Genomic DNA, 23987 nt, shown 5'->3' on the forward strand with positions numbered 1-23987 from the left:
CAAATCGTTAGCTATCCAGACTTTATTTTTTTGCACATTTTTACATTTGCAATGATATTAATCACAATTACAACTCTCATTTTCCAGTACGTTACAACGCAAGTTGCTCATATCCAGCTGCATACACTTGCTCACCTGTAGAATCCCATATTATGATGGTATAAAGTCCAACAGAACAAAGGAGTATCTCTATGTCTACGCAGCGCCGTCTCGAAACTGACGCCGATTTCCAGGAAGCCATGACCTCAAAACATAAAATTCGGGTATTCAAAGATAACCACCAAATTGACTCTGGAGGTGTTATCATCCGATTTGACGAGAAGACGGTCGTTGTTCAGTCCAGTGTCAGTGAACTGGCCTATCACTCACGTACCGAATGTGAGTTGTTCGAAATTCGCAAATAGTCCTATATAATTAGCTACATTCAATACGTTATATATTTTAATATTTCAAAGCTATAACATCAAAAAAAGGTTCCATGCAGTCAACCCATTGACTGCTGGAACCTTTTTGCTAATTTATCATCTTGTTGTATGCTTCGTTTCATAAGTCTGGATCGACCCAGCCTGTTCTTACCTGTTCCGAGTTATATGCCGTCTCCAAACTGCCAGCAATTCAAACTTAACGTGCCGCAGGCATACGATTGAAATAATCGCTTCGCTGTGCGAGACATATCTGCTGTGCCCATTGCGTAGAACAATGGCGCTAGATGTTCCATGCCATAGGACGGAACGGCCGTCCGCGCATGAGGAGCCTTTTTTTCATACAAAAACAATTCTCTGGTATTCCACTGCTCTAGACGCTCCCCAAGCCAGTCATCGAACTCTAAGGCCCAGTCTTGTGGCTCATCATCCTGTGCCAGCATTCTCAGATTATGAACCGTTCCACCACTACCGATGATCAGCACGTTATCATGCCTGAGCTGCTCCAGCATACGTCCAATATCATACTGCTCTTGTGGAGAACGCAGCGAGTCTACCGATAAGGCAATAACCGGAATGTTGGCTTCGGGGTACATATGCAGCAGCGGCACCCATACGCCGTGATCCAGTCCGCGTCCTCGAACAGGTCGATGAGGCAAGTTGCTACGTGAGAATAACGCACAAATCTCGCTCGCAACATCGGTTTGCCCAGCTGCAGGGTAATGTATGTCATACATGGCTGGAGCGTATCCGTAAAAATCATGCAGGGTCTGATGAGACTCATCCATCGTCACCGAAGGCTCGGGACAGTCCCAGTGTGCAGTAAATACAACGATGGCCTTTGGAGCCGGCAGCTTGTCTCCAAGCTCGTTCAAAAATTGAGTGTAGTCACTGCTCTCCACCGCCAGAGTGGGAGAACCATGCGCAATGAATAGTGCGGGTAATGTCATTGCTGCCAACCTCCAGACACGGATAGGATGTTTACCTCTCTATTTTACCCCGAAGGAGGCGCTTTTCCAAGTTACTCCCCGTGACTTTTGACTTAGATCATCCAGTGCTGCCAATCCTGTTCGATCTTCTGACGCTCACCCAGCCACTCTCTTGTCCGGGTAATCAGTTGTTCCCGCTCCTTACCTGAAGAGAAAGTGTGGTCTCCCTGGAAGATAATCTCCTTATCGCAGCGACCTTCCTGGCGCATCCAGAATACCTTTTGATATAAGAATGCGTAGTCAACTGGAATGATCTCATCTGACGTTCCATGAACGACTAACACATCGCCGCCAAATTTGACAGCCTCTTGAAATGGTTGATGCTCTGCCAGTGACTCGAAGAATTTCGGTGTGAATTTATATCCTAGGTAGTCAGCCGCACCGTGCTTCACACCTTCATCGTACACTTCCCGTCCAGTGATCTTCACAATATCATTGAATGGATAACCTACCGAAGACCACATCACAAGATTCTTAACGCGTTTATCACGAACAGCTGTCAGCAGCGCCACTGCACCACCTAAACTATGACCAATCAAAGTCACTCGGGTTGGGTCTACATCACTGCAATTCACAGCATAGTCCAGTACAGAGCGAGTTTGAGCAATCATAGACTCCAGTCCTTCAGCCCCATACTCGCCACTGCTCTCCCCGCAGCCAACATAATCGAAGCGCAGCACCAGATACCCATCCTCAGCCAGCTCACGAGCAGTTTTGACAAAAAGACGATCCACCCCGATCCGACTACCCACGAAACCATGGCAGATGACAGCCAGAGGAACCCGCTGTTGGTGATTGGCCTCCTTAATGTCCTTAACCACTGGATAATGTATCGTGGCTGTTAATTCTTCCTCTCCATGGCGAATGCTGATCTGACGCTCCATGCCGATTTCCCCTTTCCGTTCCCTGACTATATATGTTCTCTTTTTAATTATATATAAATCCGATAAGTTTAGTGTGTATTAAAGTTGTAATAGTATATTATCATCTCAGAACCTCCACGTCAACCTGAGCCCAGTCCTCTTTTCATTGGAAAGTATAGCGCCTACAACGGCCACTCTTTATTGTTATTTTATCGACATGCACGCCGCAAATGTACACATACAAAAGAGGCTCCAACCAGGCAACCGATTTGCCTGAGATGGAACCCCCTGGAGTCACACGGATCTAAATGAAGCTCATTCATCTATGCTGCGTTTACTCGTAACTTCGCCGGAACATGGCATGTGTCTCCGTCTGTCCCTGCCACTCGTGCTCACGTGCAAAATTAGAACTCTCCCAGAAGCTTCCCTCTTGCTCATTTCCTTCTGTAAGTTCATCTGACACCTCAGTATCCTCCGTTAGTTGCTCCAAAGGAACAACCTCATCCATCACACCGCGGGAATTACTGTTCATCAGTAGTTTTCGCGTTAGATCATTGTTGGACTGATTCATCGTATTCACACTCCCATTCTTAGGTTTTCGTTTGGAAATGCTACTATTGTGGTGGAATCAGGCTTCCTTTATTCACAATTCACACAATCGCAATAATATGAGACGAGAGATCAGACATGCATACGCATAGCAATACTGAACCATGGGGAAAATAACAAAAATGGCTACATCTCACACCTCCCTCGTGCCTTCTGGCGAAAGGATTGAATGTTATGGAACAGTGTATAGAATGGATCCGTGCTCACGGTAAGCTGGTGTTATTATGCACCTGTGTTATTCTCGCCTGCATTTGGATATGGAAGAACCATGAACAGCTATTTTATAAGGAATGACTTTGCGAAAAGACAGCCCTTCCCGTATACTAAAATACCGTTAGGGTTTCCACTTCAGTGGGAACGGAAATGGGTTTAGACAGGGGGAGCAAGCATTGGGGATTTCCTATAAGAAGCTAAGAGAAATACAGAATCGGCAAATGACCGAATTGAGTCGAATGACACCGGATAACGTGAAATTGTTTAACCAGATCAGTACCATTGCGAGAAGCACTACTGCAGATGAGAAAACACAGGAAGAATGGATTTTGTCTGCGGGAAAAGAGATCGTTCAGGCTCAACAAGATGGACGCTCTGCCCATGAGCTATATGGAAGTGATTTAGAGGCGGCTGTACATACCGGACTTGGTCTGGATGAGGAAGAAGATAACGCAACCTCCGAGCAGCCAAAGAGCCTTGAAACGAATAGCACACAACCACAGCAACAGAAACAACCACGCACGCCGAAATGGTATGCGATGATTGCTTGGGCATCTGTGTCCTTTATCCTGCTGATTCAAGGCGGAGCTGGTTTAATTATTGGTTGGACAGATGGTGATATAGAGCCGTTTAGTCATATTAGTCTTTTCTCGATCATCGTGGCAGCGGTAGGTGGTATTGCCCTTGTAGAGATGCTACGCCGTCTAGCTGAGCGACCAGATGATCAAGGTGCGGATCGAAATGCTGTACCGAAAATCAATTTACGTGGGATCGTTATCTACCTTGCTGTCGTTGTGCTTGTCTTGTTTGTGGGATACCCACTCCGTGATAGCTTGCCCGTATTTAATCTCGCACCGTGGGTTAGTCTAGTGATTGGTATCGTTGGTCTGGCGTTGTTGCGCCCTCTCTTTGGTCAAAAGAAGGGGTAAGCCACAAATGTAAACCGGATACCGGAAGGTATTGTAATGGTAGTCCAGATAAGAAAAGGAGCCGTAATGGCTCCTTTTTGGTTTATCTATTTTGGATCGTCACCCGTAATGAGATAAAAGGACGAATGATACCTTTTTAACCTTAACAGGCTAAATTGTTTACGAGGTTTATCTCACGCCTCTAGTGGTGACTATCTTGATTAGCCTTCAACTGATTGCGCTGTTTGAGCTCCTTGCCGGGGGTCTCCCCGAATTCACGTTTGAACATACGGATAAAATAATTCACTTCCATGCCGATCATCTCAGCCGCTTCTTTAACACTAGATCGAGGGTGATCTTGCAGCCATTGAGATGCTTTTTGCAATCTGAGTCGCTGCATGTACTGATGCCCGGTTACCCCATGCTTCTGATGAAATAAACGATTCAGATGTTGTACAGAGTAACCTACCGCTTCCGCAACATGCTTCAACAACAGATCCTCCTGATAGTGTACATGCATCAACTCAATAGCACGAGCAAATGCCCCACTTCCCGGATCATTCTCCTTCTCTGCAGTTATTATGGAGGTTTGACACCCTTCTACCGAGCCTGCTTCGTCATGAGATACCCAGCAACGTGCGATATCCAGAATAAGCTGATATATCAAGGCGGAGTTGTTCCAGCCATCTGTGCGTCCTTGATCTGGTGCATGCCAGATATCCGTCATTCTTGACCAAAATTGTTCCATATCCTTCAGATTCCGAGGTTCCGAAGGTAGTAACCCAACGGCATGAAGCACTGATCCAGCAGACTCTCCTCCAATACCGATATACCCAAGTTCCCAGCCAGATTTGGAATGAGGCATATGCTCATAAGCTACCCCAGGTTCGGTCACAAACATTTGCCCAGCATTCACTGACCAATCTCCCTTACCGGGAATCTTCAATTTCCCCATGCCAGTGCGTGACAAAAACAGTTGATACACCGGAAACCCATCAGGTCTGAGCTGCGGCTTCTCTTCATGTGTTCCAACGCAATACAAATACAGCGGCAACCGGGAATCCGGCAAACCAGTCAAGCGAAATGCGAGCATTCCATCATTCCTTTCGGACATGTGCTTCTCGTGCCTATTCCTCCTATTATCCCTTTGTTTGTCTGACTCGACAACCAGCCTAAGGAACCTATTTGGCGACATAATCTGATGGTCTGATCCAAAACGAAAAAACTCCCTTCAGAATAAAGAAGGAAGTCTCTCTTTGGTACCTTTTTAGATTAAATACATATTTATCATTGAAACTAACGTTGGTGTAGATCCTATTGTACTGACAGATCTTGTAGTTTAACTTTATTCGATGGATCAGAGAGCGAGTTTTGGTTCGCTGTCGAATTATTAGCCACAGATAAGATATACACTGTGTATTCTGATCCAAGTTCAATTTTATTTCCTTTGGAGTCGATCGTATTGTTATCCAATACAATTTCTCCCGAAGTAGCCTCAGATGGAGTTATGGTTTTGAAAGAGCTGGTCACTGCTGAAGTCTCATTGAATGTCTCACCGTCTTTAACAACAAAAAACTTATACTCCGAAATCCCTGCTCCTGGCACTGTAAACTTCACCTTGAGGCTCGCAGTTCCCGTACTGGTATTTTCGGCATTTGCTATAGTAGCTTTTTCAACCGGAACCTGAACAGGTGCCTGTTTCTTTGCATTTATTTTCAATGAATTAGAAACCAAGCTTGACTCAAGTTTGCTGTCAGATGATTCGGACAAGATGTACAACGTGTAAGAGTCTCCTGGCACAATTTTCTGACCATAGACATCAAGTAAGTCACTTCCAAGTGTAATAGGATTACCTTTAATTTCCGCGTAATTTTTAGTGTTTGATTTTGCAATTGTCGTCGCCATACTGACACTCAATTCACTTCCAGCCGGAGCAACCATTACTACGTAACGTCCAATCCCTTTTTTCGAATCTGGTTCCCTATATGTTAAAGTAACATCAGTTAAATCCCCATTAGCTTGATCCACATCTTTAACTTTAACCTCCGTAATGGTTACGGCTCCAACTCTTGTGTTGTCCGTCAATCTAATGGTTCCTGATGGAGATGACAACACATTAGCAATGGAGTTGTTACTACTCACTGCCAGTACGTAGACTTTATAGTCCACACCATTAATTATTGGGTCACCATCGACTGTCTTAGAATCTCTTAAGAAGTTAACCGTTAGGTTTGATCCTGTTTTGCTAACAGCTCTGTAATACGAACCACTCAGTGCATTGGCATTTCCCAGATTGAAATTACTATTCGCTCTTACCACAAAAACGCGATATTGGCTTAAATTCGTCTCATCCGTGGATCTACTGAACGTCACTTGCAAGTCCCTGCCGTCTCCATTATCCGCAACATCTGCTGCTTGAACACCAGTTGGTGCAGTCAGCGCAGTATTCTTAGTAAGTGTAATCGGTAGAGAATAACCGGACAGTGAATTCTGGCTAGAGTTCCCACTGCTGCTTACCGATAAAACAAACACGCGGTAGCTTACACCTTCTCTAATGGTTGTACCATAGACATCCCTTAGACCAGAAGAAAGTGTGAAGGTCTGATTACCTCCTGTTTTGTTCACTTGTTGATAATAAGATGACGCATTCGCTGCATTCAGCGTAAAGCTGCCTACATTACCAGAAGGAACAACGAACACACGGTACGATGATACTCTGGATTCATCTGTAGCTCTGGTAAACGAAACACGTAGATCTCGACTATCCCCATAATCACTTACATCGGCAACCGTCAGGTTACTTACCGCCCCTGCATTCCCATTGTTCGTCAATCTCAGCACGGCTGAGGAAGAAGACAATATATTGGCTGCACCATTGTTACCTACAGCCAGCACGTAGATCCGATAATCCTGTAGGTTCGTCACATTATAACCGCTCGTATCCTTCATTGAAGAAGGTAGCGTTGTCGTAATGTTATTGCCTGTTTTGTTCACCGTATAATAGAAGTTAGATGACAAATTATTGGCTGTGGTCAAGTTAAAGCTGCTGGATACCGCATTACGCACTACAAAGATACGGTAGCTCGATACCTTAGATTCATCCGATGAGCGGTTGAAGCTCACTTGAATATCGCGCCCATCTCCATAATCCGAGTTATCTTTGACCTGTGTAATGACAGGAGCTGTTGTAGCGTTAACTCCCAGTGTTAATGATGCAGACGCAGCGGACAGTTTATTGTCTGTTGTTGCCGCATTGGTGCTCACGGACAGAATGTAGACAACGTAGGCTGTGCCATTTTTGATGATTTCTCCAGATGTATCTCGCGTGGATGAGCTGAACTGACTCTTCATCGTCTGCGTATTTGCTTTATAGATAATCGTTGAATTGGAGTTACTCACTTTGTTCGCTGCGGCTAGACTAAACGAAGAAGCATCCTTCGCTTTCACTACAAATGCACGATAATACGTAATGTTCGACGTATTGCTCGGTTGCGTGAAGTTAATCTCCAGATCGCGTCCATCGCCGTAATCACTAATGTCTGCTGCACGCAAGCTAGTCACAGATTGAACGGCTGTCTTCACTGCGGATAATTTCAACGTTTGAGAAGACCAGCTGAGTGTATTTTTATAGTTATTGTTGTTATTACCTACTGTAAGTACATACAAGCGATAGGTTTCATTGGAGTTCAACAGATCCCCATTCACATCTCGCGTCTGTGCGTTGAGTGTCAACTTAGGGTTATTGCCATTCGGTGTTATGGATGTATAGTTTCCAGATGGTACGGCTGTTGCCGAACTCTCGTTGAAGCCATTCACATCACGGGTTTTGACCAGCATGACACGATAGGCTGATACAGCTCTTTCCGAGGTTGGACGTGTGAAACTTACGGTCAGATCGCGCCCATCTCCATTACTTCCGGATACAGAACCGTAAATATTCCATGCTGAATATTGTGTATCGTCTACAGGAGGTGCTTCCGTTTTCTTAATATCTACCCGCTGCATACGGGAGTTCCAGAATACTTTTTCCCCAAATGCTTCGCTCACAAATCGAATCGGAACCATCGTGCTTCCTTTAATCGTATTGGCAGGTACATCCAGTGCTACGGCTTCTCCGTTAATGTAAGCAACCTTGGAACCCAGCGTCAGTGAAACTTCCTGGTCTCCCCGCGTCGCCTTAATGGTTTTCGTTTTGTTCGTATACTGTACTTTGGCATCCAATCCTTCGAAGATTGATCTTAGTGGAACCAGTACACGCCCAGCCTTCATTACAGGTGCCTGAGCTGAAGATATCTCTGCATCATTGATATAAATGCTAATTCTTGCAGCAGCATCCATAACCGACGTTGGTAGTGCTGACATCAACATAGCTGATACCGCCAATGCTGACATCACCTTTTTCACTTGATTTCCTCCCGCTTTCCTCATATCCCAATATCCCCATTCTTATCATTAGTGAACTGCAAAATGTATTCATTTCATCACAATTAATTCCTGTAATTTCCTGTGTACATCTATGACGTTTGGACAAGTGAAAAAGTTTCCACCCATCCAAAATATATTTTTACAGAGATTCCCTTCCACCTTCTACCTCTCAAAGGTTAAAAATAACAGAACTTTTTGTCACTATTCCGAAACAACATCTCCATTCAAATCGTTTATGTTAGAACAAATGGAATTATTGGATTTCGACCTACTTACACTTTTCTAATCTACGGGAGGTTTACACAGATGATACCTTCGTACCCATCTGCCAAACGTAACGGATTGCGTTTCATCATGACAGCAACAGCTCTAGCACTGTTGATTCAATCCGGAATGGCAAGCACAACAGGAATCGCTGCCGCCGCTTCATCTCAGACTGAGGCCAAAGTAACGACTAATAGTTCTAAGGCAATCTATACAACATTTCAATCCAAGCTTAAGCAAAAGAACGGTTTAATCGCTGCAGACGCCTATCTAACGAACCGAATCACACAAGTAACGTCGCACCATCTAACCTTGATGGTATTGCAATTAGAGAATGCTCGGTTGAAGTCATTAACGACGATGACAGACCGCATGCTCGTTCCTAATGTGCAGGACAAGATGATGAAGATTTATCAATGGAACGATACTTTTACGAGTTTAATGGGGCGTACTCAGGATACCAGTCTACAGACCCTGTTAAAAGAAGCACGCGATAGCGGTTACAAACTCGTTATGATTGAAGGTTCTCTTTACCCCATCATGAACTACGCTGCCTTCCAAAAATATATTAACTTGAAGCCTGACATTTCGAGCTACATGAATATAATGGCTGCCGAAACTAAGAAGATCCCAGCAGAAGACGGTGGACTACTCATCGGGTATCAGGAAATATTGCTTCGAGCTCGTAATCAAGAGCTATTTCTAGAACATCATCCAACATCGAATCGGGTGAAGCAAGTGCAGAACCTATTTGATAGCTATACCATGTATACCTTCTACGGACTGAATAACACGCCGTTATTTGATTACGAGACGAATAAAATGGTGCCTAACGCACAGAAAGGGTACACCGCTGTCATTCAGCGACTGGCGACTACAGATAGTCCTTTTCTAGATAAGCTTGCCGCCTTCATGGATGTGGTGCGTGAAGCAAAATACGAGAAAACGACGGCTGTTGAAGCCTGGCTGGACATTAATGTTCCATTACCAAACAACTCTAGTCACTATACTTACTCCTTACGGGGAATAAGCAGATAGGTAGATAGGACTTATTCAGTTTGATTTCTGCACTTCTTGTCGCTCTTTTACCATTCAAGCTAGCTTAAATTTTGTTGTCCAATTATAACGCCACTTCAATGCTCCGTGTAGCTTAAATGTACACAAAAAAACCGCGACAGGCTTCGACCTATCGCGGTTTAATTTGGTTTTAATTTAGTTTTGATTTTAAATGTATAATTCATTTTAATTACGGTTAATTTGGCTTAACTAGAGTATAATAATTCGCTCTCCCATTCGTCTGACTACTACACCGGCTTAACCATATGGCTGTACTCATGCCCTGCAATAATAAGCACATCATCCTTGACGTAGCCCTGTCGTTCATACAGCATCAAGGCACGGCCATTATCTTGCTCTACAATCAGGGATACTTGCTTGTGCCCAAGAGTGCGCCCCTTCTCTTCAAAAGCAGCCATCAGCGCTCTCCCGATGCCCTGCCCCTGATATGCTTCGCTGACGGACAACGTATCCAGATAATACTCACCCGGACGTGTCTCTTTGACTAAAGCATACTTCTCATCCTGACTGCGCCCAGGTCGATTCCGAATCGGCTCATCCAGCAGATCTGCTTCATTTCCGTCATAGGCCACTAGAATCCCTGCCACGACTTCATCTTGTTCCATGACCGTCACATTACGATAGCTGATCCGATTATTCTCTTGCACGAAGAACTGTCGCAGAATACGCATCGCTTCCTCATGCTCACCTTTACCCGCCAAGGCATAAGCAATGTCACCAATGGCCTGGTATAGTAACGGAATAACCTGATCCACATCCTCTTTGCGTGCTGGTCGGATCATAGAACGCGGCTCACCAGCAATGATCGACATATTGGAATCATTCATCAGATTAACATATTGAACAGATTAAGATTTTTGTTCAGTTCCGTATAAGCAATACCTTTACGGTTCATGCGTTCAATCAATGGGTGGTAATCTTCCTTGTGTAACAGTTCGATGCCCACCAATGCTGGTCCATTTTCTTTGTCATGCTTCTTCGTATATTCAAACCGCGTGATATCGTCATCCGGGCCAAGGACTTCTTCCAAGAATTCACGCAGAGCTCCTGCACGTTGCGGGAAATTAACCATGAAGTAATACTTCAATCCTTCATAGATCAGGGAACGTTCTTTGATCTCCTGCATCCGGTCAATATCGTTGTTGCCGCCGCTAATGACACATACTACAGTCTTTCCTGCGATCTGCTCTCGGTACTGATCCAATGCAGCAACCGCGAGTGAGCCGGCAGGTTCAACAACAATTGCATTTTCATTGTATAGCTCCAGGATGGTTGTACAAGCCTTACCTTCCGGGACTTTCACAATATCATCGAGCGTTCCACTACAGATATTGTAGGTGAGATCACCGACCCGTTTAACGGCTGCACCATCCACAAATTTATCAATGTCATCCAGTGTAACCACTTGTTTGCGGAACATGGCTTCACTCATCGATGCAGCACCAAGCGGTTCAACACCGATAATACGTGTTTCTGGACTTACTGTCTTCATATACGTTCCAACGCCAGCAGCCAGGCCGCCTCCGCCAATCGTTACGAATACATAATCGGCATTTTCATCGAGGCTCTCCATAATCTCCATTGCCACTGTACCGTTGCCTGCAATAATCTTCGGCTGGTCGAACGGATGAATGAACGTCATCCCATGTTCATCACATGCACGCATAGCTTCAGCATAGGCATCGTCATACGTGTCTCCAATCAGTACTACCTCAACATTGCTGCCTCCGAAGCGACGTACCTGCTTTACCTTTTGGTTAGGTGTCGTGCTAGGCATGAAGATTTTGCCGTGGATTCCAAGTGCATTACATGAGAAAGCCACACCTTGCGCATGGTTCCCCGCACTTGCACAGACAATACCTTTCTCCATCTCTGCTGGAGTAAGGCTACGAATCATGTTATAAGCGCCCCGAATTTTGAAGGAACGCACGACTTGAAGGTCTTCCCTTTTTAAATAAACATTACAATTATATTTGGCCGACAATACAGCATCCCGTTGTAGAGGTGTCCGTACAATGACTTCACGCAGCACATGATGTGCGCGTACGATATCTTCCATGCCTACACCGACATGCCCGGGACTCATGGTACCCGTTGGTTCCACTGGTTTCATCTGATCTCCACACTCCACTTATATTGGCTGCAATGCTCTGGCACTGCTCTCTTTTTTTATTATTGTATCACTTTTGCTCTATTGTTGCGCCTGAGCTCACATTATTTATCATTCGTACAATTTCATCAGTAATGACCTGTGGATCTGTATACATAACCGTATGACCGGACTGATCTGCGCCAATCCATCTTGCATTGGATAGTTTGCTCACAGTCTGACGATGCGCCGCAATGAGAGCAGGTCTAATCTTTCCCTCTCCCTTGCCCGGTTTCGTACCTGAGATCACACTGACCTCAAGATCACCTAGAACTGGTGGTTGTGACAATAGTGCTGTCATATCATCCAGAAACGTTTTGCCTTCGGCAAGCATCGTTTTTGCTGCCTGTACAGTGAAATCTTCTTTGAGATGATCTGCTACAACATCATCAGGCTGAACCTTTCCAGCCTTACTTCCGAGCAAGCGATATAAGCCCGTATGAGCCATGATGGGAATAAGGAAGCCATTCAAGGCAAAGCTTTTTTTAGCTAGGCTGGAGAAATACAATTCGCAATGTTCATCTGATGGGTCAACCAGTACAATCCCTCGTAGTTGGGATGTATTAGTAGCTGCAGCAGCTCGCACAATTGGCCCGCCCCAGCTATGCCCAACAAGAATGAACGGGCCTGCTCCAAGTGCAGACAGCAAATCTCCCAAATCTTCTGCCATTCGGTTCAGACTGCGCGGAGCAGAATCTACTTCACTTCGTCCCGCCCCTGCTCTATCATATACGACTGCGCGTGCATGCTCAGCGATAACTGGCGCAACTAAGCCCCAGGTAGATCTTGATAGCCCCATACCAGATTCGAATACCACTGTCAGTTCGCCTGATCCCTTGGACATATAATGCAGCTTGCGACCATCACGAGTCTGAATATATGCACTTGAACCAAACGTATGTAAGCTAGGACGATGATCCATATTTCCCCTCCCGTTTATCTATATAGTCGTCTGAATCGAATCTAATTGAAAATGATTATCAGTTAATTATAAAATATTCTTCACTTTACGACAAGCATAGCACAGCTCACCATTCTCTTCTCTTTTCTAAATTATCCAGCTCATATTATAAAAAGAAAGAGAACCCGATCCATCATTGGATCGGGTTCGAACTTATGATACATTCATATAATACATCCACTCATCCATGGATATCATGCTGCCACAACAACGATTATGCTGGAATGCCATGATCCTTGTTGTTCAGTTTTTCCAACAGTTCGTTCATGTCCTCTTCGCTCATAGCCCCGCCACTAAAGGCAACGAGAGCACGTAGCGGCATATATTTCATCATGGCATCCATCATATCTGCATGGTCTCCAGCATCGTCACCGCCAAAGCCACTTGCTTCCTGGAATTGCTTCAATGCCTGCTCCAGTAGCTTCTTATTGGCAGGATCGCGCTGAATATCGCCAAGTGTACTATTACGTGTATACGTTGGGATAAAGGTCGCCGTCGATTCGACGGTCACTCGTGTGTGTAAATGAATGTCCCGGGAAGAACTGCCGACCTGAATCTCGAACTCTCCCGTCTCTACATGCCAATCCTTCATGTCCACATTATAATAAGCGAACGAGCGCTTATCCAGAGTGAAGCCAATCACCTTCGACTCGCCTGGCTCCAGCTGAATTTTGGAGAATGCCTTCAACTCCTTGGCTGGACGAATGACGGTGCTCTCTACATCATGGATGTAGAGCTGTACGATTTCTTTACCGGCTCTGTCCCCCGTGTTGGTTACACGAACACTTACCTGTACCTCATTCTGATCCGTCAATTCCGTCCGATTCACGGTGAGATCAGCATATTCAAACGTCGTATAACTCAGACCGTATCCAAAAGGGAACAAGGGATCAATCTGCTTGGTGTCATAATATCGGTATCCTACAAAAATCCCTTCGCGGTAATCGACCCGATCACCTTCACCCGGGAAATTAAGATAAGACGGATTATGACTGAGCTTCGCAGGGAACGTCTCTGCGAGTTTACCTGATGGGTTCACCTCACCGTACAATAGATCAGCAATTGCACCACCAACGGCTTGACCACCTAAATACGCTTCAAGCACAGCTTGTACCTTCGGCAACCATGGCATTTCAACAGGTGAACCGTTGCTTAGGACAACAATGACACGAGGCTGTACCTTAGCCACTTCTTCAATGAGGCGAATATGGTTGTCTGGTAGGCGCAGATGTGAGCGATCATACCCCTCCGATTCATAACGGTCTGGTAGTCCTACGAATACAATGGCAGTGTCTGCCTCTTGAGCCGTCTGAATTGCATCAGCCATCAATGACTCGTCCACATCATCCGCTTCAATTCGGTACCCTGGTGCATAGGTGAGCTTCACGGCTTCACCTGCCACACGGGTCATCTCATCCACAATATCATCTACTTGAGTTGGATTAATATGAGAGCTTCCCCCTCCCTGAAAGCGAGGTTTACGTGCAAAGGCACCGATCAGTGCAGCAGAACCTTCGCGTTGTAGCGGTAAGATGCCCTCCTCATTTTTCAGCAATACCATACTCTCCGAAGCGACCTTCCGCGCAAGCTGATGATGCTCCTCTTTGTCATATGTTGCATTTTCCTGCTTATGATCCACCGCTTTGAAGATCAGTGTAAGCAATCGCTCCACTGCTCGATCCAGCTTCTCCAGAGACAGTTCACCGTTCTCTACAGCATCAATGACCTTACGTTCACCAATTCCGCCGCTTGCCGGCATCTCCAGTTCCATTCCTGCCGCCAGCGCATCCGCACGTTCGTTCACAGCACCCCAGTCTGACACAACAATGCCTTCATGACCCCATTCGTCTTTGAGGATATCCGTAAGCAACCATTCATTCTCACCTGTATAGGTTCCATTGACCTTGTTATAGGAGTTCATTACCGTCCACGGCTGAGCATCCTTCACCGCACCCTCAAAGCTCGCAAGATAAATCTCACGTAACGTTCGTTCATCTACAACAGCATCAATCGACATGCGTCGCTCTTCCTGATTGTTCACAGCAAAATGTTTCAATGACGTGCCTACATCCTGACTCTGTACTCCCTTAATATGACCCGTGGCCATACGTGTGGACAACAAGGGATCTTCGGAAAAATATTCAAAGTTACGCCCACCTAATGGTGAACGTTTAATATTAACACCTGGGCCAAGCAGGACCGCCACGTCTTCCGCCTGACATTCTTCACCAAGCGCAACCCCGACTTGACGCGCTAACTCAGTGTCCCATGAACTTGCCAGCCCTGCCGCAGATGGGAAACACGTTGCTGGTACACTCGCCGTCAGACCCAGATGATCCGCACTGGAATCCTGCTTACGTAACCCGTGTGGGCCGTCCGTTACCATGATGGATGGGATACCGAGACGCTCCACCCCTTTCAGATGCCAGAAATCGAGACCTGAGCACATGCCCGCTTTTTCTTCCAAAGTCATCCGCTGTACCAATTCTTTGATGTTTCGTTCCATAATAACCCCTCCAGTTCATGATCTGTTATATAAGATAAAGCATACATGGTTTCGTAACGCACTTTCAAATGTTTACCCCATTCGCAACGTTTACATAACGGTGATGCGTATTCTTTTGTCTAAAAAAAGAAAAACAGCCTGATCTCTAAAGATCAAGCTGTCTAACTATCGCTCTCATAGAACTGTTATTCCTAATTCAATATCCGTCATCTCGTAAAGCTTCACGCTTGAGACGCAAACCATGCTGCCGCAGCTTCTGCCTCGGTACGTGTAAGCTGATGTCCCTGACGCTCCCAGTGCATGTGGACTGTTGCTCCAGCTTCGCTTAGCAAGCTCGCCAGCTCCTCCGTTTCCCGTTTAGGAACGATGGGATCATTCTCTCCTGCACCAATGTATACCGGCAAGCCTTTCAGATCAGGCAACTCAAGTCCGCGCAGTGGCACCATAGGATGATGCAAAATAGCCCCTTTGAATACATCAGCCTGATGGAAGATTAGGCTTGCAGCAATGTTTGCTCCATTGGAGTAACCAAGGGCAATAACATTAGCGCGGTCAAAGCCATATTTCACAGAAGCTGCATCAATGAACGCGCCAAGCTCTGCCGTCCGTGCGATCAGATCTGGTTCATCGAATACCCCTTCAGCCAAGCGGCGGAAGAAACGAGGCATCCCGTTCTCAGATACATTTCCACGTACCCCCAGAATACCGGCCCCTGGTGCAATCATCTCAGCCAATCCCACCAGGTCATTTTCTGTACCCCCTGTTCCGTGAAGCAGAAGCAACGTCGGTGCATCAGGCTGTGAGCCTGCTTTATAGATATGTTTCATTGTATTAATCATGATTTTGCATCTCCTTTCCATTCCCGTACTTGAATTGGTGGCAACATCTGTTCAATCTGCTCACGTTGTGGTTCGTACCATTCAGGCAACATTAATTTCTCACCCATGCTCTCTTGTGGTTCGTCCCGTGCAAATCCTGGAGGATCGGTAGCCAGCTCGAACAATATACCTCCCGGCTCTCTGAAATATACGGCGTTGAAGTACTGACGGTCAATGATCGGCGTTGGATAATAACCAGCTTGCTCCAGATCTTTCTGTACTTGTTCATGCTCGGTGTAGTCTTTAGCGCGCCATGCAATATGGTGTACCGTTCCAGCTCCACCGATTCCGCGCTGGATTCCTGTCGATTGAATGTCGATGAGTTGACCGATATCTCCGGTAGCACGTAAGCGGATGATTCCATCCTCTTCACCGACTTGCTCCAGACCAAGCATCGTTTCCAGCACATCAATTGTTTTCTCAGGTACATGAGTGAATAATACCGCACCTCCGAAGCCTTTGATTGCATGCTCTGGCGTCACACCATTAAATGTCCACTGACTAGGCTGACCTTCTTCACGTTCAACCAATTCCAGCAGCAGACCACCTTTATCGAAGAAACGAATGTACTGCTCGCCAAACCGTGTTTTATTTTCAAAAGGGATATCAAAAGAAGTAAGACGTTCTTTCCAGAATGGCAGACTGCCTGTCGGAATGGCATAGACCGTAACCCCTGTCTGACCTGAACCAATCACGCCTCTTCTTGCTTCTTTCTGAGGGAAAAATGTGATGATCGTTCCAGGCGCTCCGCCTTCATTCCCGTAATACAGATGATACACATCGGGTGCATCGAAGTTAATTGTTTTTTTCACCAATCTCAGTGCCAGTACACCGGCGTAAAAATCAACATTTTTCTGTGCATCGTCTACAAAAGCGGTAACATGGTGAATTCCTGAAGTTCTGAACATAACATCCACTCCCTTATTTTTGTTGGTTGTTCATTTGATTTTGAAGTCGTTATTTATTCTCACTGCTGTTTTATTGCAGTTTGTTCTTATTGCATTTCTTGTTACGCGTTTTATTGCTTGTTCTTACTGCTGTCCATCATTACTTTTTGTTATTTATCTTTAATTTAAGATTATTTAAATTTATATTAATCCATCCCCATCCAAATTGCAAGCATTTGTTTTAAATTTAAGATTTATGTCCTTCTTGAAACGTGTTGTGCATCTTCATTATTCTAATTTGTCCAAAACAAAAAGACAGATTCCCGATGCAATCGGAAATCTGTCTTAGTTACCCTATTTCTTCATTACGGGATAACCCGGTTCTAAAGAAGTTACATTTTGAATTTCAGTTATACCAATTTCAATCTCTTTGGTGGATTCACCAGATCCTTGTGTTCGTACTCATCCTTGATATCGCCAACGATTTCTTCCAGAATGTCCTCCATCGTAACCATACCGACAGTTTCGCCTTGCTCGTTATGCACGGCAGCAATATGAACGCGACTCTGTTGCATCTGAATAAGAACATCCTTAATTGGGGATTTCTCTGAGAATTTAGGCATGTCATGAACAAAGGTGTTCATGTTGAACTCTCGCCCTGCTGCCACACTTGTCAGCATCTCTTTGGTATTGATGAATCCGATAAAATGCGATTGATCTCCACCTGCGACAACAGGATAACGTGTATATTCATGCCGGTTTAGAACTTCGATCATGCGATCAATAGGCATTTCCTTTTCCAGCGTAACGATTTTTTCTCTACGAATCATAATCTCTTGTAGGAGACGTTCATCAAAAGCAAAGATATTTTTCAGATAGTCGAGCTCAGTCTGATTAATCTCTCCGCTCTCATAACTCTGAGCCACGATGAGCTTCAACTCCTCCTCGGAGTGAACAGTATCGTGCCCTGCTGGCTTAACTCCAAAGATACCAAGCAGAAGACGAGCAGCACCATTAAGCGCGTAGATGAACGGGTTCATGATCTTACCAAACCAGTACAAAGGTGGTGCTAACAACAGCGTCATGCGCTCAGCAAATTGAATTGCAAGCGTCTTAGGCGCCAACTCACCAATAACAACGTGCAAGAACGTGATGATGGCAAGCGCAATACCATAAGATAACACAGTAGATAAAGCCGCTGGTACTTCTAAGCGGTCAAACAACGGATGTAACATTTTCTCTACGGTAGGTTCACCTAATGCCCCTAACACGAGAGCTGTAATCGTAATCCCCAACTGACAGGCAGAGAGGTAATAATCCAGATCATGTGCGACCTTCTTAGCAAGTACTGCTTTCTTATTTCCCTCAGAGATCAATTGATCTATTCGAGACATTCGGACTTTGAGAATTGCAAATTCGGCTCCTACGAAGAATGCAGTCAGTCCGATAAATACCGCGACCAAAAATAAATTCAAGGCTATTATTCCGTCCAATGATTTCCCTCAGATGAGGGATTCACCTCCAAGTAAATTATATTTCATGTGTTGAACTCCATCATTCAAGCGTTCACTTTAAAATGGCCTTAATCAGATACACTGCTGGTCGGAACTTCAACTTCTGCCCCGTTAGTACGCTCCAGTAATACCTGCTTGATCTGATAATTATCGGTTTCAACCACCGTCCAGACATAGTCGCCGTGCTCAACGGTATCTCCGTTATCAACGCGAACTCCTTTTTGGAACTGAATCCAGCCTGCAACAGTATCCATCTCTTCATTACCTTCGAAATTCAAGCCAAACTGTCTCTCCAGTTCGTCTAATAGAACACGACCGTTAATGAGGTACTGGTTCTCACCCGTCTCTTGGATATCTGCGACTTCGTCGGCATCGAATTCGTCACGAATTTCACCAACGAGCTCCTCTAGAATATCCTCCATCGTCAGGATTCCCGACGTACCCCCATATTCATCCACGACTACAGCCATATGCACTCGTTCTTGCTGCATCTTGATCATCGCATCCTGGATACGGGTAATTTCCGAAACGAAAGGAATCTCACGAACAAAATGCGAGAGTTGATATTCTCTGCGAGTAACCATGTCAGGCAAAATCTTCTTCACATTGACCATGCCCACAATACGGTCTTTATCGCCCTCTTCGACGACAGGATAACGCGAGTAGTTGTGCTCATCTAGAATCGGAATGATCTCATCGTAGACCATCTCCTGATCCAGTGTAACCAATTCTGTTCTCGGTACCATAATATCTTTAGCTACGCGCTCATCGAACACAAAGACATTTTCCATATAAGAAAGCTTAGTTCGATTCGTCTCGTCGCCTTCATAGCTCTGACTCATAATTATCTTGATCTCATCTTCCGAATAAGCCTGTTCGTGACCTGCTGGCTTCACGCCGAATCCGCGAAGGATCACACGCGATGTGCCATTCAAAGCCCATATGAAAGGATACATAATTTTACCGAACCAATACAGCGGCGGTGAGAGCAGCAACGTCAATCTTTCCGAAAATTGAATTGCGAGTGTTTTGGGTGCCATTTCACCAACAACAACGTGAAGGAATGTGACTAGAATAAAGGCGATTGCATATGAGGCAACCGACGATACGGCAGGCGATACACTCAGATATTCAAATACCGGATATAATAGTCTCTCCACCGTCGGTTTACCCAAGGCACCAAGTCCCAGAGCCGTAACGGTAATACCAAGCTGACAGGCCGATAGATAATAATCCAAATCGGATACAACTTTTTTCGCAAGAACAGCCTTTTTATTTCCTTCCAAGATCAGTTGATCTACTCGTGACGTACGAATCTTAACAACTGCGAACTCGGATGCAACGAAAAATGCGGTTAATACAATCAAGATAACTAGTAATGCTAAATTAATAATGGTAATTATGTCCAATGATTTCCCCGATTCTCAGGGATTCACCTCCAGAAATAGTTACAGCGTTATCCATTAACCTTGTTAATTCCATAACAGCTGATATTGTTAACATGCTTCTTTCCACTGCAATTTCATGCGTATATAAAATCGATAATGATGAACTTACACAGGCTAACCATGGCTTTGTAAGTTGCAAAAACAGGAACTAAGGATGTCGTAATCAAGAAACCTTTGTACGCCAAACAGGGTTAACCCTCATGCTGTCAATGGTTTCCCCGATTTACTCCACCTTAATTCTCCATTTGGACAGTTTACAATATCGCCTTCCCAATAGATATCCACCTCCCTTCTTGTTCATTCCTGTTTCAGAAAAGTATACCACGTTCTGATCCCAACCATCCAGTTGCACGTTATGGTTTGTAGTCATTCACGATATGTATTGTTCACAAAATAGTCTATATGTATGAAGATTCAACCATCGAATTGTGTATTTATACAATATCTACCCTACGTATTTATTCCTTAAACACCTCTATTTATGCTATATCTGTAGAACGAATGTATATGTATTTTGAGATTTTACGTGTGAGCTGAACCTTCTCCCAATTTCGTATACTCTATGTATACGCAACAAAAGGCTCGCAGGATGCATACACTTTGCTATCAGCGTATTTCCTACGAGCCTTTATTATTCCTTGTTCTATTAAACCAATGCTTTGGCAGCTATATCAGACCGTTGGTGTTTACCTTCAAAACAAATGAGCTCCGCTTGCGCGTATGCTTGGTCTCTGGCCTCACTAATGTCTGCTCCCAGACCAACAACACCCAAGATCCGTCCACCATTCGTTACCCATTCACCTGATTCATTGCGTGCTGTTCCCGCATGGAACACGATAGCATCCTTGGCTTCGTCCAGTCCTTCAATGCGTACACCCTTGGTATACGGACCTGGATAACCACCGGAAGCGAGCACGACACATACAGCCGCTTCATCGCTCCAATCAATCTCGATCTCAGCCAGCTTGCCATGAACCGTTGCCCAGAAAATGTCGAACAGATCAGATTTCAGACGCGGTAACACAACCTGAGTCTCGGGATCACCAAAACGAGCATTGAATTCGATCGTTTTAGGTTTACCATCAGGAGAGATCATCAGCCCAGCAAACAGAACTCCCTGGAACGGACGTCCTTCAGATACCATCGCTTTCGCCGTAGGTTTGATAATGGTCTCGACAGCTTCTTCAATAATAGAAGAATCAATGTGTGGCAATGGTGAGTATGTACCCATCCCCCCAGTATTAGGCCCCTGATCGTTATCGAATACAGGCTTATGATCCTGAGCTGCAGCCATTGGACGAACCGTTTCCCCATCAACAAAGGCGAGAATGGACATTTCCTGACCGGCAAGGAATTCTTCAATAATAACCTTGGCACCAGCCTCTCCAAATACCTTGTCCACCATAATGCTGCGCAGCGCCTGATCCGCTTCTTCCCGTGAGTAAGCTACAGTTACACCTTTACCTGCCGCAAGCCCATCCGCTTTGATTACCACAGGAATGGATTGCGCATTCAGATAAGTCTGTGCTTGTTCATAATTATCGAACTTCTCGTATGCTGCAGTTGGAATGTTGTATTTATGAAGCAGATCCTTCATAAATGTTTTGCTACCCTCAATCTCAGCAGCATTCCGACGTGGACCAAACACTGGAATACGTGTGTCATCAAATGCATCAACAATCCCATCTGCAAGTGGATCATCTGGTCCAATGACAACCAGACCAACCTTTAGCTCTACAGCCAGCGCGGTTAGTTTATCAAATTCATGCACCCCGATTGGGTGACATTCGGCTAGCTGTGCAATACCTGCATTTCCCGGAGCACAGTAAATTTTATCTACCTTTGGACTCTTCGCCAATGCCCAGATCATCGCATGCTCACGTCCTCCGCCGCCAACTACCAGAATATCCATCGCTTCGTTTCCCCCTCATGAATGATGTTCGTTAATATAATTAATTCAACTACATTAGATTGAATTATAGTTATTTACACTGACCACTCCGATGACAGAACAACCCTACAATCGCTGTTATCCCCAGATTTTTCTGATTCCTTTTTCAAAGGGAAAATCCGGGGATAGCTTATGCTTCCGATGTAGCTTTCTGTAGAAAGCTTTCAGCCGAAGCGTATGCTTTCGAAGTAGCTTTCTTACAGAAAGCTTTTAGCTTCGCTTCTTCACGTTATTTCTGTCCTCTCCGCTCTTGTGTAAATGTTTAGTTCAATCTATATATGTTAACTGATCTATTATCCTATCCGTTCTTCTCCCAAAACGAGGATGAACAAGCGGATTCGCTTGTTCATCGTGGTTGGTATTACTGTGTAATCTTAGTGTTTGAAGTGACGAACGCCTGTGAACACCATAGCAATGCCATACTCATTTGCTACTTTGATCGACTCTTCATCTTTAATCGAGCCGCCAGGTTGAATCACAGCCGTAATGCCTGCTTTGGCAGCCAGTTCAAGGGTATCTCCCATTGGGAAGAATGCATCGGATGCTAAGATTGCTCCCTTAGCTTGCTCGCCAGCCTGTTCAATTGCAATTTTGGCTGCACCGACACGATTCATCTGTCCAGCGCCAACACCTACCGTCATGTCATTTGCCGCGAGTACAATTGCATTAGACTTCACATGTTTAACCACTTTCCAGCCAAACAGCAGTTGTTTCAGCTCTTCTTCGGAAGGTGCACGATCTGTCACCACGTTCAATTCGCTAGCTTCAATGGAATGTACATCCGATTGTTGTACAATCATACCACCATCGATGGATGTCACCACGAATTGACTTGCACGATTGCGAGCCGCATTCAATTCACCCGTTTTGAGCAGTCGAATATTTTTCTTCTTCGTCAAGATCTCAAGCGCTTCTTGTGTGAAGTCAGGAGCCAGTACGATCTCCAAGAAAATCTCACTCAATTTAGCTGCGGTATCACTATCGATAATGCGGTTAGCTGCAACAATCCCGCCAAAGATCGAGGTTGGGTCTGCTGCATATGCTTTGCCATAAGCTTCATAGATACTCTCGCCGACACCTACGCCGCAAGGATTCATATGTTTTACTGCCACTACAGCAGGCTCTTCGAATTCTTTCACGATCTGCAATGCTGCGTTGGCATCATTGATGTTATTGTAGGACAATTCTTTACCATGCAATTGCTCGGCTGTCGTTAACGTATCCTGAGCAGCAAGCGGTTTACGGTAGAATGCCGCCTGTTGATGTGGATTTTCGCCATAACGTAAATCCTGGAGCTTTTCGTAAGTAACGGTCAAACGCTCTGGCAGTGGATCACCATTCACATTGGACAGATAATCTGAGATAAGTGCATCATAAGCCGCCGTATGACGGAAAACTTTTGCCGCAAGCCGTTTGCGTGTCTCCAGCGTAGTATCACCACTGTTACGTACTTCCTCCAGCACTTGGCTGTAGTCAGCAGCGTCTACTACAACACTGACAAAAGCATGATTTTTGGCTGCCGAGCGGAGCATAGTTGGACCACCAATATCGATGTTCTCGATGGCATCTTCATACGCCACATCCGGTTTTGCAATGGTCTCCTGGAATGGATACAGATTAACAACAACCAAGTCGATGTAGCCTAAGCCGAGTTCTGCCATCTGACGTGTATGCTCTTCGTTGTCACGAACAGCAAGCAATCCACTATGAACTGCGGGATGCAATGTTTTGACACGTCCGTCCATAATTTCCGGGAATCCAGTTACATCCGAGATTCCGATAACAGGTACGCCTTCCTTCGACAATAGGCTGCTTGTGCCCCCTGTCGAAATAATCTCTACACCCATTTGCGACAGCTCGCGGCAAAAGTCCACGATGCCTGTTTTATCCGATACGCTGACCAGCGCTCTTTTGATACTCACA

18 protein-coding genes are annotated in these 23987 nt (G+C 45.2%); 3 read left to right on the forward strand and 15 right to left on the reverse strand.

Going from position 1 to position 23987, the window contains the following annotated elements:
• Positions 1–191 precede the first annotated feature (191 nt).
• Complete coding sequence (locus J2T19_RS21510; protein WP_307219398.1) at positions 192–404, forward strand: hypothetical protein; 213 nt, start codon at positions 192–194, stop codon at positions 402–404.
• Between the two features lie 182 nt (positions 405–586).
• Here the strand turns inward: J2T19_RS21510 and J2T19_RS21515 are convergent, their stop codons facing one another.
• From J2T19_RS21515 to J2T19_RS21525, 3 genes are all read right to left on the reverse strand, one after another.
• Positions 587–1372: a DODA-type extradiol aromatic ring-opening family dioxygenase gene (locus tag J2T19_RS21515; RefSeq protein WP_307219400.1), complete on the reverse strand. Its 786-nt coding sequence runs from the start codon at positions 1370–1372 to the stop codon at positions 587–589.
• A 92-nt stretch (positions 1373–1464) separates the two neighbouring features.
• Positions 1465–2295, reverse strand: a complete 831-nt coding sequence (locus J2T19_RS21520; protein ID WP_307219402.1) for an alpha/beta hydrolase family protein — start codon at positions 2293–2295, stop codon at positions 1465–1467.
• Between the two features lie 313 nt (positions 2296–2608).
• Entirely contained in the window at positions 2609–2845 is a 237-nt protein-coding gene (locus tag J2T19_RS21525; RefSeq protein WP_307219404.1) for a hypothetical protein, read from the reverse strand.
• Between the two features lie 427 nt (positions 2846–3272).
• Between J2T19_RS21525 and J2T19_RS21530 the strand changes: the two genes are divergently transcribed.
• Positions 3273–4025: a DUF1129 family protein gene (locus J2T19_RS21530; protein ID WP_307219406.1), complete on the forward strand. Its 753-nt coding sequence runs from the start codon at positions 3273–3275 to the stop codon at positions 4023–4025.
• A gap of 181 nt (positions 4026–4206) precedes the next feature.
• On the opposite strand, the gene J2T19_RS21535 is transcribed toward J2T19_RS21530, so the two are convergent.
• Positions 4207–5118, reverse strand: a complete 912-nt coding sequence (locus tag J2T19_RS21535) for an AraC family transcriptional regulator (RefSeq protein WP_307219407.1) — start codon at positions 5116–5118, stop codon at positions 4207–4209.
• Positions 5119–5318: 200 nt separating this feature from the next.
• A complete protein-coding gene (locus tag J2T19_RS21540) occupies positions 5319–8408 on the reverse strand; it encodes a copper amine oxidase N-terminal domain-containing protein (RefSeq protein WP_307219409.1) in 3090 nt (1029 codons plus the stop codon).
• 327 nt (positions 8409–8735) lie between these two features.
• Here J2T19_RS21540 and J2T19_RS21545 point away from each other — a divergent pair, with 327 nt between their 5' ends.
• Entirely contained in the window at positions 8736–9731 is a 996-nt protein-coding gene (locus J2T19_RS21545; protein WP_307219412.1) for a hypothetical protein, read from the forward strand.
• 266 nt (positions 9732–9997) lie between these two features.
• Here J2T19_RS21545 and J2T19_RS21550 read toward each other — a convergent pair whose 3' ends face one another.
• From J2T19_RS21550 to purH, 10 genes are all read right to left on the reverse strand, one after another.
• Positions 9998–10582 carry a GNAT family N-acetyltransferase gene (locus tag J2T19_RS21550; RefSeq protein WP_307219414.1) on the reverse strand — a complete coding sequence of 195 codons (585 nt, stop codon included), beginning with the start codon at positions 10580–10582 and terminating at the stop codon, positions 9998–10000.
• A gap of 14 nt (positions 10583–10596) precedes the next feature.
• Positions 10597–11883: a threonine ammonia-lyase IlvA gene (ilvA, locus tag J2T19_RS21555; RefSeq protein WP_307219416.1), complete on the reverse strand. Its 1287-nt coding sequence runs from the start codon at positions 11881–11883 to the stop codon at positions 10597–10599.
• A 67-nt stretch (positions 11884–11950) separates the two neighbouring features.
• Positions 11951–12841, reverse strand: a complete 891-nt coding sequence (locus tag J2T19_RS21560) for an alpha/beta fold hydrolase (RefSeq protein WP_307219418.1) — start codon at positions 12839–12841, stop codon at positions 11951–11953.
• A gap of 253 nt (positions 12842–13094) precedes the next feature.
• Positions 13095–15386 (reverse strand): beta-glucosidase family protein, encoded by a 2292-nt coding sequence (locus J2T19_RS21565; protein ID WP_307219420.1) that lies wholly within the window; start codon positions 15384–15386, stop codon positions 13095–13097.
• A gap of 221 nt (positions 15387–15607) precedes the next feature.
• Positions 15608–16213: an alpha/beta hydrolase gene (locus J2T19_RS21570; RefSeq protein WP_307219472.1), complete on the reverse strand. Its 606-nt coding sequence runs from the start codon at positions 16211–16213 to the stop codon at positions 15608–15610.
• Positions 16214–16221: 8 nt separating this feature from the next.
• Positions 16222–17172, reverse strand: coding sequence for a ring-cleaving dioxygenase (locus J2T19_RS21575; protein ID WP_239290755.1), 951 nt, complete (start codon positions 17170–17172; stop codon positions 16222–16224).
• A gap of 389 nt (positions 17173–17561) precedes the next feature.
• A complete protein-coding gene (locus tag J2T19_RS21580) occupies positions 17562–18644 on the reverse strand; it encodes a hemolysin family protein (protein WP_307219423.1) in 1083 nt (360 codons plus the stop codon).
• Positions 18645–18733: 89 nt separating this feature from the next.
• The gene (locus J2T19_RS21585; protein ID WP_251383984.1) at positions 18734–20074 is read right to left on the reverse strand and encodes a hemolysin family protein; all 1341 of its coding nucleotides are present in this window, start codon (positions 20072–20074) and stop codon (positions 18734–18736) included.
• Positions 20075–20759: 685 nt separating this feature from the next.
• Entirely contained in the window at positions 20760–22025 is a 1266-nt protein-coding gene (gene purD, locus J2T19_RS21590) for a phosphoribosylamine--glycine ligase (RefSeq protein ID WP_307219426.1), read from the reverse strand.
• 413 nt (positions 22026–22438) lie between these two features.
• Complete coding sequence (gene purH / locus J2T19_RS21595) at positions 22439–23986, reverse strand: bifunctional phosphoribosylaminoimidazolecarboxamide formyltransferase/IMP cyclohydrolase (protein ID WP_307219428.1); 1548 nt, start codon at positions 23984–23986, stop codon at positions 22439–22441.
• Between the last annotated feature and the right edge of the window lies 1 nt (position 23987).

It is taken from the genome of Paenibacillus tundrae (assembly GCF_030812775.1).
GTDB lineage: Bacteria > Bacillota > Bacilli > Paenibacillales > Paenibacillaceae > Paenibacillus > Paenibacillus tundrae_A.